11 protein-coding genes are annotated in these 13,020 nt (G+C 68.6%); all 11 read right to left on the bottom strand.

What is annotated here, in order from left to right:
* Positions 1–35: 35 nt before the first annotated feature.
* Positions 36–365, bottom strand: coding sequence for a monovalent cation/H(+) antiporter subunit G (gene mnhG, locus N803_RS08045; RefSeq protein WP_035904108.1), 330 nt, complete (start codon positions 363–365; stop codon positions 36–38).
* Positions 362–655 (bottom strand): MrpF/PhaF family protein, encoded by a 294-nt coding sequence (locus N803_RS08050; protein WP_052112052.1) that lies wholly within the window; start codon positions 653–655, stop codon positions 362–364. The genes mnhG and N803_RS08050 overlap by 4 nt, the downstream gene beginning before the upstream one ends.
* Positions 652–1,176 carry a Na+/H+ antiporter subunit E gene (locus tag N803_RS08055; protein WP_035904109.1) on the bottom strand — a complete coding sequence of 175 codons (525 nt, stop codon included), beginning with the start codon at positions 1,174–1,176 and terminating at the stop codon, positions 652–654. Before N803_RS08055 ends, N803_RS08050 begins: the two co-directional genes overlap by 4 nt.
* Entirely contained in the window at positions 1,173–2,777 is a 1,605-nt protein-coding gene (locus tag N803_RS08060) for a Na+/H+ antiporter subunit D (RefSeq protein ID WP_035904110.1), read from the bottom strand. The genes N803_RS08055 and N803_RS08060 overlap by 4 nt, the downstream gene beginning before the upstream one ends.
* Positions 2,774–3,376, bottom strand: a complete 603-nt coding sequence (locus tag N803_RS08065) for a Na(+)/H(+) antiporter subunit C (RefSeq protein ID WP_084764289.1) — start codon at positions 3,374–3,376, stop codon at positions 2,774–2,776. Before N803_RS08065 ends, N803_RS08060 begins: the two co-directional genes overlap by 4 nt.
* A gap of 37 nt (positions 3,377–3,413) precedes the next feature.
* Positions 3,414–6,284, bottom strand: a complete 2,871-nt coding sequence (locus tag N803_RS08070; RefSeq protein ID WP_245617104.1) for a Na+/H+ antiporter subunit A — start codon at positions 6,282–6,284, stop codon at positions 3,414–3,416.
* 208 nt (positions 6,285–6,492) lie between these two features.
* Entirely contained in the window at positions 6,493–7,845 is a 1,353-nt protein-coding gene (locus N803_RS08075) for a fatty acid desaturase family protein (RefSeq protein ID WP_035904111.1), read from the bottom strand.
* An 85-nt stretch (positions 7,846–7,930) separates the two neighbouring features.
* A complete protein-coding gene (locus tag N803_RS08080) occupies positions 7,931–9,052 on the bottom strand; it encodes a ferredoxin reductase (protein WP_211253482.1) in 1,122 nt (373 codons plus the stop codon).
* Positions 9,053–9,238: 186 nt separating this feature from the next.
* Positions 9,239–10,819, bottom strand: coding sequence for an ABC transporter ATP-binding protein (locus N803_RS08085; RefSeq protein ID WP_035904112.1), 1,581 nt, complete (start codon positions 10,817–10,819; stop codon positions 9,239–9,241).
* A gap of 2 nt (positions 10,820–10,821) precedes the next feature.
* Positions 10,822–11,811: an ABC transporter permease gene (locus tag N803_RS08090; protein WP_035904114.1), complete on the bottom strand. Its 990-nt coding sequence runs from the start codon at positions 11,809–11,811 to the stop codon at positions 10,822–10,824.
* A gap of 1 nt (position 11,812) precedes the next feature.
* Positions 11,813–13,006, bottom strand: a complete 1,194-nt coding sequence (locus N803_RS08095) for an ABC transporter permease (RefSeq protein ID WP_052112054.1) — start codon at positions 13,004–13,006, stop codon at positions 11,813–11,815.
* Between the last annotated feature and the right edge of the window lie 14 nt (positions 13,007–13,020).

Here is a 13,020-nt window from a genome sequence, read left to right on the forward strand (position 1 = left end):
GGCGGGCGGACGGCATACGCCTCCGTCGTCCCGACTCAGTCGTCCTCGAGGTCGCCGAGGTCGTCGCGGGTCAGCCGCGAGCGGTCGATGTGGCCCGCCCGCAGCGCCGCGCGACCCAGCATGTGCGCCGACACGGGTGCGGTGACGAGCTGGAAGATCGCGGCCAGCGCGAGGATCGTCAGGGCGCTGCGGTCCTCGATGCGCAGGGCGAGCCCGGCGAGGACGAGGAGGATCCCGAGCGACTGGGGCTTGGCGGCGGCGTGGAGCCGGGTGAGCACGTCGGGGAAGCGCACGAGGCCGATGCCGGCCACGAGAGCGAGCAACGAGCCGAGGATGAGGAAGGCACCCGAGAGGATGCCGGTCATCGGTGCTCACCGTCCTCGAGGTGCGGGCTGCCGTCGCCGTCACGGGCCGCGAACCGGGCGATGCTCACCGAGCCGAGGAAGCCGACGAGCGACAGGGCCAGCAGGACCGAAACCGTCGTCGAGTAGCGGCCCACCGCGGCGTGGACGCCGACCGCCCCGATGATCGAGGCGACGAACACGTCACTCGCAACGGTGCGGTCGAGCATCGAGGGCCCGCGGACGATGCGATACAGACAGAGGATGCCGGCCACCGCGAGGATGGCCGAGCAGATGATGCCGACGATGGTCATGCGACCCCCTGGCCACAGACGGCGTCTCGTTCCGCGCGCGGGGCGAAGGCCTTGACGACGCGCTCCTCCTGGGCGAGTACCGAGCGGCGGAACTGTTCGATGCGTTCGGGACTCTCGGCGTCGAGGACGTGGAGATAGATGGCGCCCTCCTCGGGCACGAGCTCGACGAGCAGCGAGCCCGGGACGAGACAGACGAGCTCGGACGTGATCGTCATGATGAGTTCGGAGCGGCTGCGCAGGTCGATGCGGAGCAGTGCGCTCGCCGGGGCGCCGCTCGGGCGGATGGCGAACCACGACACCTCGACGCTGGCGCGCAGGAGGTCCCAGAGGAAGCGGACGGCGAGCACGAGCGTCGGCCAGGGGCGGATGACCCAGGTCCACGGCGCCTGGGGGAAGGGGAACACGGCCACCACCAGCAAGGCTGCGAGGACACCTCCGACGACGATGGTCGGCGTGACCGCGCCCCACAGGAGGACCCAGACGATCGTCAGGCCGACGACCATGGGCAGGCGACCACTCATGGCGTCCCACCTCCGTCACCGAGCACGGCCTGGATGTAGGGCGTCCGCTGCAACAACTCGGACGCGGCCCGGTCGGTGACCCCGAACAACGGCCCCGCGAACACGGTCAGTCCCACGCTGAAGGCGACGAGCAGGACGGTGGGCAGGCCCATGGCCATCGGCAGGCGCTGCTTCGTGGCGACCTGCTCCCACATCGTCATGACCTGCGTTCCCGTCGACACCTGTCCGTGGCCGTGGAGGGGACCGTGTGACCAGTCGTCCTGGTCCTCGACCTCGGCCTCCGGGTCGGCCGGCTGCCAGAAGGCGCGGTTCCACACCTTGGCGATCGCATAGAGCGTCAGCAGGCTCGTGAGGATCGACGCGGCGACGGTCGTGAGGGCGAGCCAGTCGCCCGCGGCCACACCGGCCTGCCCCAGGGCGAGCTTGCCGAGGAAGCCCGAGAAGGGCGGGATGCCGGCGAGGTTCATCGCGGGCACGAAGAACACGACGGACAGCACGGGAGCGGTGCGGGCCAGACCCCCGAGGCGGTTGAGATTGGTTGTGCCGCTGCGGTATTCGATGAGCCCGGCGACGAGGAACAGCACCGTCTGCACCGTGATGTGGTGCGCGATGTAGAAGATCGCACCGGTCAGTCCGAGCTCGGTCGCGAAGGCGATGCCGAACAGCATGAAGCCGATGTGGCTGACCAGCGTGAAGGACAGGATTCGTTTGATGTCCGACTGCGCGACGGCGCCGAGGATGCCGATGACCATGGTGAGGATCGAGGCCCACAGCAGGAGACCACGCAACCCGTCGCCGGGGAAGAGCAGCGTCTCGGTGCGCACGATGGCATAGATGCCGACCTTGGTGAGCAAGCCGGCGAACACGGCGGTCACGGGGGCAGGCGCCGTCGGGTAGGAGTCCGGCAGCCATGCCGAGAGCGGGAACACCGCAGCCTTGATGCAGAACGTCGTCAGCAGCAGGAGGTGCAGCATCTGGGCGATCCCCGACGGCAGGTCGTCCATCCGCCCGGCGAGCTCGGCGAAGTTCACGGTGCCGGTCGCGGCGTAGATGCTCGAGATCGCGATGAGGAAGATCGTCGACGAGATGAGGCTGACGATGATGTAGATCGTGCCCGCCCGGATCCGCGCCTCCGTGCCGCCCAGGGTGATGAGCACATAGCTGGCCGCGAGCAGGATCTCGAAGCCGACGAAGAGGTTGAACAGGTCGGCGGAGAGGAAGGCGTTGGACACGCCCGCGCTCAGCACGAGGAACGTCGGGTGGAAGACGGACAGCGGTGTCTCGCGCCCGTATTCGACGATTCCCTGACCGAACGAATAGAGCAGCACGCACAGTGTCACGAACGTCGACACGAGCAGCATGAGCGCCGAGAGCCGGTCGGCGATGAGCGAGATCCCGATGTCGGGCCCCCATCCGCCGATCTGGACCGACTGCGGCCCGTAGCGGTCCGCGCGGAACAGCAGCGTGGCCGCCGTGATGACGACGGCGGTGAGCACGACGATCGAGATGAGCCGTTGCGCGCGCGCCGAGCGACCGAACACGAGGCACAGGCCGGCCCCCAGCAGCGGCAGGAGCACAGGCAGGACGACGATCTGGGTCATCGCACCTCCCCGTTGGTGTCGGTTCCTTCTCCGGTATGCCGTCCGCTCGCCGAATCGTCCGGCTCACCGGGCCCGACCCACTGTGACCGGGTGGCGGCGCGCTCCTCGGCGAGGTCCTCCGCGGCGAGTTGCTCCGACAGCTCATCGTCCGTGACGGCGATCGAGGGCGTGGGGAGGTCCTCGCCCTCCTCGTCCGGGACACCGGCCTCCAGGTCGTCGAACGTGGCGGACGTGTGATCGAGGTCGGCGCGGCGGCGCACGAGGTCGTCCTCGACGTCGTCCTGCACGTCGTCGTGGCCGGTCAGCTGCCAGGCGCGATAGGCCAGGGCGAGCCCGAATGCCGTCACGCCGAGGGTGATGACGATGGCCGTGAGGACCATGGCCTGCGGCAGGGGATCGGTCATCGTGCTGTCGTCGCCGGCGCCGATGATCGGGGCGCCCCCGGCGGGGCCCGAGGCGACGAGGTAGGTGAGGTTGACGCCGTTCCCGAGCATGACGAACCCGACGAGGATGCGGGAGAGGCTGCGCTCGAGGACGAGCACCGTGCCGCAGGCGACGAGGATGACGATCGCGATGATGAGGACGTAGTTCGTGGCCATCAGCAGCTGCCCCTCGTCCGGCGTCGTCGTGGGGTGGTCATGCGATGGCCACCTCTCCGGTGTCGGTGTCGACCTCGCCGCTCTCCTCACCCTGCTTGTCGATGCCGCCGCCGAGGCTGCGCAGGACGTCGAGGGAGAGGCCGACGACGACGAGATAGACGCCGAGGTCGAAGAAGAGCGACGTCACGAGGTGGACCTCGTAGCCGAAGAGTCCGGTGGGCACGTCGAAGATGCCGCTCTGGAAGGCGTTGTGCCCCAACAGTGCCGGCACGATCCCGGACACGGCGGCGATGACGAGGCCGCCGCCGAGCACCGCACCGGCGTCGATGGGTGCGGCCGAGTCGAGCTCGGCCCGCCCACCGGCGAGGTAGCGCACCATGAGGGCCAGGCCGGCGATGAGACCTCCCGCGAAACCGCCTCCGGGCAGGTTGTGCCCGGCGAAGGTCAGGTAGATCGAGAAGATCATGAGCACCGGGAACACGATCCGGGTCACGATCTCGAAGACGACCGAGCGACGACGGTCGGCAATGAGTCCGGCCCCGCGCAGCCACCCCGGGCTCGCCTCGACGCGCTTGCGCCGGGTCTCACGGTGGGACGTCGCGCGGTCGGTGAGCAGGAAGATCAGGCTGGCGACACCGGTGGCCGCGACGACGAGCACCGAGATCTCGCCGAAGGTGTCCCAGACCCGGATGTCGACAAGGGTCACGTTGACGATGTTGTTGCCGCCGCCGTAGTCGTGGGCAGGACCGGCGAACTCCTCACCAACGGGCCGTGCCGTGCGAGCGTTGGCCGCCACCAGGGCATAGCCACCGACCGCCAGACCGACGAGGACACCCACCGCGACCCGAATCCGACGGGCGGCAGTGAACGGCCGCGACGAGAAGAACGGGGGGAGCCGGCGCATGACAAGGACGAACGTGACGACGGAGAACGTCTCGACGAGCACCTGCGTCAGGGCGAGGTCGGGGGCGCCGTGTGCCACGAAGAGCAGTGCCGTGCCATATCCCGTGATGCCGAGGAGCAGGACGGCGCGCAACCGGCGGCGGGACCGGACCGTCATGACCGCTGCCAGTGACACGACGAGGACGATCGCGACCTGGAGGAGGTTGTCGGGTCCACGCAGGTTCACCTCGTCCCACGCCTGCACGAGGGCGATGCCGGGGATCGTCACGAGGACGACGAGGATGATGCCGACATAGACGGGCAGCGAACCGCGCTGGGTGCGACCGGTGACCTCGATCGAGAGCCGATCCACCCCTCGGATGATCGCGTGATAGACGACCTCGGCCTCCGGCAGGTGCAAACCCTCGACGACCCGCCGCTGGGCCGACGCCACTGCCCGACGCCCGATCCACAGGAGCAGGCCGCCCGCGATGGCCAGGGCCGACAGGCCGAGGGCCGGGGTGAAGCCGTGCCACAGCGTCAGCTGGGGTGCGTGGGCTCCGGAAGGCAACTCACCGGCATACGCCATCAGTCGTGGCGTGAGGAAACCACCCGCGAAGCCACCGACGAGCGACAACCCGGCCAGCAGCACCGGCGCCACGACGAAGCCCACGCGCTGCGGGGTGACCGGACGCGCCTCGACGTTGCGGACACCGAACGCGCCCCACACGAAGCGCGCTGTGTAGGCCACGGTCAGCGTCGCGCCGACGACGAGCCCGACGAGTGCGACCACACCCCACGCACCGAGGTCGGCGTCGTGACCGAGGTCGAGGTACGCCGCGAGCGCGGCCTCCTTCGCGGTGAAGCCGAGGAGCGGGGGGAGTCCGGCCATCGATGCGGCGGCAAGGACTGCAGCGACGAACAGGACGGGGAGGGAGCGGTAGAGGCCCGTGAGCTCGCGCAGGTCACGCGTGCCGGTCGCACGGTCGATGACGCCGACAACGAGGAAGAGGGTGGACTTGAAGAGGGCGTGACCGAGGACGAGCGCGAGGCCCGCGAACGTCGCCGCGCGCGTGCCGGCCCCGACGACCGCGATGAGGAATCCGAGCTGGCTGACGGTGCCGTAGGCGAGGAGCAGTTTGATGTCGTACTGACGCAGCGCACGCAGCCCGCCGATGATCATCGTGACGGTGCCGGTGGCGAGGAGGAGCGGCCGCCAGCCCGGGATGTCGGAGAACGCAGGCGCGAGCAGCGCGACGAGGAAGACGCCGGCCTTGACCATCGCCGCGGCGTGGAGATAGGCGCTCACGGGGGTTGGTGCGGCCATGGCGCCGGGCAGCCAGAAGTGGAATGGCACGAGCGCCGACTTGCTGATCGCCCCGACGAGGATGAGGAGGACGGCGATCGTCGTGGTCGTGCCCTGCGGCGGGTCGGCGAGGATCTCGGAGACGCGCGCGGTGCCGGCCTCGTGCCCGAGCAGGAAGAGGCCTATGAGCATGACGAGTCCGCCGAAGGTCGTCACGATGAGGGCGTTCATCGCGGCGCGACGGTTGGCCTTGCGCTCCGGGTTGTGACCGATGAGGAGGAACGACAGGATCGTCGTCAGTTCCCAGAAGACGAAGAGGATGTAGAGGTTGTCGGAGACGACGAGCCCGAGCATCGACCCTGCGAACCCGGTGAGCACCGCCGAGAAGCGCCACAACTCGAGGTCGCCCTCTCGGAAGTACCACCGGCAATAGGCCAGCACGAGCGCCCCGACCCCGGTGACGATGAGCGCCATCACGGCGTTGAGGGGCGTCAGCGCGAAGTCGAGGTGCAGGTCGATCGTGGGGATCCACGGGATCCGCTCGGTGCGGACGTCGCCGTCGAAGGCCCGCTGCGCCGGCGCGAGCAGCCACAGGAACGACCCGAACGGGATGAGTGCGAGGACCCAGAACGCGCGTCGTTCGATGCGCCGGACGAGGACGGGGGCGAGCGCGGCCGCGACGAAGTGCAGCGTCACGATCACGAGCATGTGTGCCTCCATCCGCGCAGTGGACCTGTGGGTATGGGGGTTGACTGAGGTCACTCGCCGTGACGAGTAGCTCCCCGGGACAACATCCCTGGTGGGTCAAGTATGACGGGTGCCCGGCCCCAACTTTTGCTCCCCATGCGAGTACGTGAAGGGTCCGGAGGCTTCGTAGCCCTCCGGACCCATCACGTTCCCACCCCTCGACGGGCGCTGGCCGCTCACCTCAGTAGCGGCGGCCCTGACCGCCCTTGCCCTTGATGGCCCTCTTGGCGGCGCGCAGGATCGTCGCGCGCCGGGTCGTGCCCTCACGCTTGGGCGGCAGCGACAGCTCGACGACCTTCCAGTAGACGCTCGCCACCTGCTTGGGCAGCGACCCGGTCACGTAGTGCAGGTCGTGGCGCTCCATGAGGTCACGGATCTTCGGAGCGATCTTGGCATAGCGGTTGCTCGGCATGTCCGGGAAGAGGTGGTGCTCGATCTGGTGGCTGAGGTTGCCGGTCATGACGTGCATCGCCTTGGACCCGTGGATGTTGCCGGAGCCGAGCATCTGCCGGAGGTACCACTCGCCGCGCGTCTCACCCTCGATCGACGTCTTCTCGAACGTCTCGATGTCGGGCGGGAAGTGGCCGCAGATGATGACCGTGTTGGTCCAGACGTTGCGGATGAGGTTGGCGACGATGTTGGCGGTGAGGGTATGCCGCGTGGACCCGGTGAACGTTGCGGCCGCCAGTGCGGGGTGGAGGACGTAGTCGCGGGTCGCCTGCCGCTTGATCTTGGCGACGACCTCCTGTGCGTTCTTGCGGAACTCGGCCTTGTCCTCGTCGGAGAGACGCTTGCGCTTGGCGAGGTAGCCGCCGAGCTCGAGGTCGTAGGCCGCGATGGAGTACTCGAAGATCGCCGCGTTGGCGACGTGCCAGATCGGCTGGAAGAGGTAGAAGAGCGTCCACTTCTGGTCCTCGTCGACGCGCAGGATCCCGTAGCCGAGGTCGTTGTCGCGCCCGAGCACGTTGGTGAACGTGTGGTGGATCTCGTTGTGGCTGTGCTTCCACTGGCTCGACGGGGAGGCGTTGTCCCACTCCCACGCGGTCGAGTGGATCTTGGGGTCGCGCATCCAGTCCCACTGGCCGTGCATGACGTTGTGCCCGATCTCCATGTTCTCGAGGATCTTGGAGACGCCGAGGCCGGCCGTGCCGATCCACCAGAACGGACGGACGCCCTTGTACTTCACGCCGGAGAAGAGGAGCGCAGCTCGGCTGCCCATCTCCAGGTAGCGCTGGGTCTTGATGACCTTGCGGATGTATGCCGCGTCGCTGGCTCCCCGGGACTCCATCACCTCCGCACGGATCGCGTCGAGCTCGTGCCCGATCTCCTCGATCTGCTCTGGGGTGAGGTGTGCGGCGGGGTTGGGGCGGCCGGACTTCTTGAACTCGGGCCGCTGCGGGCGCGGCTCGGCGCTCGTCACGGACAGGCGCGAGTTGACAGTGCCGGGCGCCGGCATGTTCGGGTTCTCGGTGCTGGGCAGCGGGCCCGTGGCAGTGCTGTCGGTGCTGGTGGTGCGCTCAGGTGCCAAAGTCATGGTGGTGGTCTCCTTCACTCTCGCCTTGTGTGTATGACGCCACGCCAGGGCGTGGGCTCATACACACAAGGCAGGTTGTCGGGGGTCAGAGGTCGAGGTGGCAGGGGCCGGCGGCGGCGTTGACGCAGGTCTGGATCCGGACGTCGCCGGAGTTCTCGTCGGTCGTCGTGATCTCGCCGGAGCGCAGGTCGCGGACCGCACCCTCCCGCATCGTCACGACGCAGCCGAAACAGATGCCCATGCGGCACCCACTCGGCATGAGGACACCAGCCGCTTCGCCGGCGTCGAGGATGGGGGTGGCTCCGTCGGCGTCGACGGTGACGGACGCCCTGTCGAACGTCACGGTGCCGCCCTCGCCCGGTTCGACGACGCTGGTGCGGAACCGCTCGACGTGCAGCTGGTCGGCGAGTCCCGCTGTCGCCCAATGGGATTCGGCGGCATCGAGCAGACCGGTCGGACCGCACACCCACGTCTCGCGCTCGCGCCAGTCGGGGACGAGCTCGTCGAGCGAGGTGAGCGAGAGGATCCCGGCCACGTTGTCGTGGTTCTCGTGCAGCGTGAGCCGGCTCGCGGCGGCATACCCGCGAAGTTCGTCCCGGAACATCACCGCGGATTCGGTCGGCGCGCAGTGCACGTGGACCACATCGCGCAGCGAGCCCAGGTGGTTGCGGAACATGCCGATGACGGGGGTGACGCCGGACCCGGCGGTGATGAACAGGGGTCGCTCCGGAAGCACCTCCGGTAGCGTGAAGTCGCCGGCCGCCTGGTCGAGCATCACGACCGTGCCGGGCTGGGCCATGTGGACGAGGTGGTTGCTCACGACGCCGTCGGGGATGGCCTTGGGGGTGATCGAGATGAGGTCGTCGGGCGTGCCGTCGCCGTGCGTCAGTGAGTAGGCGCGCCAGTGGCGGACGCCGTCGATGTCGATGCCGATCCGGACGTACTGCCCTGGCACGTGCCCAGCCCATCCCCGCCCGGGCCGGATGGTGAGGGTGGCCGAGTCGGCGGTCTCGGCGGTGATGGACACGATCCGGCCGCGCAGGTCGGCGCCGGCTCGCATCGGGTCGAGGAGGTCGAGGTAGTCGCCCGGCACGAGCGGCGTCGCCAGTGCCTCGGCAACCTTGCGCACCCCGTCAAGCAGCCCGGTGAGCCGGGAAGGACGAGGCGTATGCCGGGTCGTCGCGGTGCGTGGAAGGGTTGCGGTCACATACGCGAGCGTAACCTACGTTCCCGTAAGTTACGAGTCCGTAGGGTGTGCGCCACGGCACGCCATGGCCGCCCAGTCGGGGCGATCCGGAGAGAACCTCTCGGTTCGCTTGACCGCGGCGATCAAGCGAACCGAGAGGAACCCACTTCCGGCGGGAAAGTTGGGACTGGCGTGGCGTGGGGCCGGTCAGTGGTGGTCGGAGTCTCCGGCCATGAGGCGGCCGATCTCGGTGCGGTCGGCATCCTTGCCGGCGACCTCGGCGACCACCTTGCCGCCGTGGATCACGGCGATCCGGTCCGACAGCGACAGGATCTCGTCGAGCTCGGCCGACACGAGCAGCACGGCCGCACCCGCGTCGCGGGCCTCGACGATGCGCCGGTGGATGAACTCGATCGAGCCGACGTCGACACCACGGGTTGGCTGCGCGGCCATGAGGAGCTGAGGCTTGGCCGACATCTCGCGGGCCACGACGACCTTCTGCTTGTTGCCGCCCGAGAGCGACCCGGCGGGCGCCTCGACGTCGGGCGAGCGGATGTCGAACTCCTCGCGCAGCTCGACCGCGTGCTCACGCACCGCCCCGAAGTCCCGACGGAAGCCATGCGCGAACGGCTCCTCGTCGTAGCGGTTGAGCACGAGGTTGTCGGCGATGGAGTAGCCGCCGACGATGCCGTGCTTCTCGCGGTCCTCGGGCACATGCCCGACGCCGGCGTTGTTGGTGTCGCGCGCGTTGGACCGGGTGATGTCCTCACCGGCCAGCGAGACCGTGCCACCGATCGAAGGGCGCATCCCCGCGATCGACTCCACGAGCTCACGCTGGCCGTTGCCTTCGACACCGGCCAACCCGACGATCTCGCCGGCGCGCACGTCGAGGTCGAACCCGTCGACGGCCGGCAGGCCGCGGTCGTCGCGGACCTGGAGGCCCTTGATCGACAGCACCGTGTCGCCGGGCGTCGCCTCGGCCTTGTCGACGCGCAGGACGACGTCGCGACCGACCATCATCGAGGCGAGGTCGCTCGTCGTCGTCGACGTGAGGTCATCGACGCCGCCGACGACCTGGCCCTGGCGCAGCACGTAGCAGCGGTCGGCCGCGGCGAGCACCTCACGCAGCTTGTGCGTGATGAAGACGATCGACGTGCCACCGGCCGCGAGCTCCTTCATGACACCGAGCAGCTCGTCGGTCTCCTGCGGCGTGAGCACGGCGGTCGGCTCGTCGAGGATGAGCAGGTCGACCTTGCGCGAGAGGGCCTTGAGGATCTCGACGCGCTGCTGCGTGCCGACGGGCAGGTCCTCGATCTCGGCGTCGGGGTCGACGGAGAGCTTGTGCTTGGTCGACAGTTCGCGCACCATCTGCCGGGCGCCATCGAGGTCGAGCACACCACCCTTGACGGTCTCGTGGCCGAGCATCATGTTCTCGGCAACGGTCATGACCGGCACGAGTTGGAAGTGCTGGTGCACCATGCCGATGCCGCGCCGGATCGCGTCCTTGGGGTCCTTGATCTTCGTCGCGTCGCCCTTGATCGAGATCGTCCCGGCGTCGGGCGTGATGAGGCCGAAGATCTGCTTCACCAGCGTCGACTTGCCGGCGCCGTTCTCGCCGAGGAGCGCGACGATCTCGCCCCGGTCGACCCGCAGGGAGATGTCGCGGTTGGCGTGCACCGTGCCGAACGACTTCGACAGGCCCGTGATCTCGAGGAGCGTCTCGCGGTCACCGCCCGCGGGGGCCTTCGGCCCTTCGGTGTATGCCGTCTGCTCGCCGTTGTCGGTCATGGTCAGTCACCCTTCACGAACGGTTGGCCCACGGCACCCGGTGCCCTCACGCGACCGGCTGCCGCTGCGAGGACGACGAGCGTGAGCACGTAGGGGAGCAGGTTGATGAACTGCTGCGGGATGTTGACGACGTCGCTCGCCTGGAGCTGTGAGGCCAGCGACTGCATGAAGCCGAAGAACAGTGCCGCCGCCAGCGCCCGCATCGGACGCCACGCACCGAAGATGAGGATGGCGAGGGCGAGGAAGCCTCGGCCCGAGCTCATCCCGCGCTCGAAGGTGCTCGTCGCCTCCATCGAGAGGTACGTGCCCGCGAGTCCGGCGAGGATGCCGGCCGCGGTGACGTTGAAGAGACGCAGCGCGATGACGTTGATGCCGGCGGTGTCGGCGGCCGACGGGTACTCACCGACGGCGCGCGTGCGCAGACCCCAGCGCGTCTTGAAGAGCAGGAAGTGCAGGACGAAGACGATGATGAGCGCGAAGAGCGCGATCGGTCCATCCGAGAAGAACACCGGCCCGATGAGCGGGATCTTGCTCAGCAGCGGCACGTCGAAGTTCGGCAGACCACGCGGGATCGTCTTGCCGGACTCGAAGTAGAACGACGTGATGCCGGTGGCAACGATGTTGATGACGACACCGGCGATGATCTGGTCGAGCTGGCCGACGACCGTCGAGAACGCGAGGAACGCGCCCATCGCGATGCCGGAGAGGGCACCGACGATGACGCCGACGACGATCGACTGGGTCGCCGCCGCCGCGAAGAAGCCGGCGAACGCGCCGACGAGCATCTGGCCCTCGATGCCGATGTTGACGACACCGGACCGCTCGCCGATGACACCGACCATGGCGCCGAGCACGAGGGGTACCGCGAGGAACCAGGCGTAGGAGAACATCGACACGGCGATGTTGGAGTTCACGGCGTAGAACGCATAGGCGCCGATGAGGACGAGGGCGGCGGTGCCGACCCAGATCTTGTTGCGCGAGAGCCACTCCATGTCAGGCACCCCAGCTTCCGGCGAGCTGCGTCTGCTTGGTGGCGTGTCGTCGGAAGATCCACTTCGCGATGACGGGCAGCGACACCATGAGCAGCGTGATGGCGAGGAGGACGTCGACGATCTCGGGGCGGATGCCGAGCTCGAACTGGAGCGACGGCGCGCCGGCGCGCATCGCGCCGACGAGGATCGCGGCGGGGATCGTGCCGAGCGGATTGCCACGCGCGAGAAGGGCGATGGTGATGCCGTCGAAGCCGAGCGAACCGGCGATGCCGTTCTGGTAGCGGTAGGGGTCGATCTGGAGGAGCTCGAAGACTCCCGCGAGACCGGCGAGACCACCGGAGATGGCCATGGCGATGAGGGTCGACTTCGTCGTGGAGATTCCGGCATAACCGGCGGCGAACTTGTTGCGACCCACGGTCTGCAGTTCGAAGCCGAGGGTCGTCCGCTTGAGCATCCACGCGACGAGGACGGCGAGGATCAGAGCGACCGGCAGACCCCACGGCAGGATGCCGAGCGGCGTGAGGCGCGCGCCCTCGGGCACGGAGTGCGACGTCGGGAAGGGCTGGCCCTTGTCGGCGAGCGGGCCACCGTTGATGAGCCAGTCGATGAGGCCGACCGCGATCGAGTTGAGCATGATCGTCGAGATGACCTCGTGCACTCCGCGAGTGGTCTTGAGAAGGGCGGCGATCGAGGCCCACATCGCACCGAGCAGGACGCCCACGACGATGGCGACGATGACGAGGAGGGGGCCCGGCAGGTCGCGCAGCGCGTAGGCGACCCACGCAGCGCCGATGCCACCGGCCATGAGCTGGCCCTGGCCACCGATGTTGAAGAGTCCGACCTTGAGCGGGATGGCGACGGCGAGGCCCACGAGGATGAGCGGCGTCGTCTTCTGCATCGTGGCGAGCAGCCCGTCATGCGTCAGGAACGAGCGGGTGAAGAGTCGCTGGTAGGCGTAGGTCGGGTTGAACCCCTGCGCCCGGATGAGGATCGCGCCGATGACGAACGCGAGGACCACCGCGATGATCGGCACGACGATCGCCTGGTGCCGAACGAGGAAGCCGAGCACTCCGGTCGGAGGTGGAGCCGCGCCACGCTCGGCGACGACGGGTGCCGCCTTCGTGGTGTCAACGGGGGCGGGATCCGCGGCGGGTGCCGGTGCGTCTTTGCCCGGCGGGCGGTCGGGGTCAGCCATGACTCTCCGTTGCA

It is taken from the genome of Knoellia subterranea KCTC 19937, assembly GCF_000768685.1.
Taxonomy (GTDB): Bacteria; Actinomycetota; Actinomycetes; order Actinomycetales; family Dermatophilaceae; genus Knoellia; species Knoellia subterranea.

Coding starts and splice junctions, on each gene's coding strand:
- mnhG (WP_035904108.1), bottom strand. CDS start 365: ATGACCGGCATCCTCTCGGGTGCCTTCCTCATCCTCGGCTCGTTGCTC.
- N803_RS08055 (WP_035904109.1), bottom strand. CDS start 1,176: ATGAGTGGTCGCCTGCCCATGGTCGTCGGCCTGACGATCGTCTGGGTC.
- N803_RS08090 (WP_035904114.1), bottom strand. CDS start 11,811: ATGGAGTGGCTCTCGCGCAACAAGATCTGGGTCGGCACCGCCGCCCTC.
- N803_RS08075 (WP_035904111.1), bottom strand. CDS start 7,845: ATGACTTTGGCACCTGAGCGCACCACCAGCACCGACAGCACTGCCACG.
- N803_RS08060 (WP_035904110.1), bottom strand. CDS start 2,777: ATGACCCAGATCGTCGTCCTGCCTGTGCTCCTGCCGCTGCTGGGGGCC.
- N803_RS08070 (WP_245617104.1), bottom strand. CDS start 6,284: ATGGAGGCACACATGCTCGTGATCGTGACGCTGCACTTCGTCGCGGCC.
- N803_RS08085 (WP_035904112.1), bottom strand. CDS start 10,819: ATGACCGACAACGGCGAGCAGACGGCATACACCGAAGGGCCGAAGGCC.
- N803_RS08095 (WP_052112054.1), bottom strand. CDS start 13,006: ATGGCTGACCCCGACCGCCCGCCGGGCAAAGACGCACCGGCACCCGCC.
- N803_RS08050 (WP_052112052.1), bottom strand. CDS start 655: ATGACCATCGTCGGCATCATCTGCTCGGCCATCCTCGCGGTGGCCGGC.
- N803_RS08065 (WP_084764289.1), bottom strand. CDS start 3,376: ATGGCCACGAACTACGTCCTCATCATCGCGATCGTCATCCTCGTCGCC.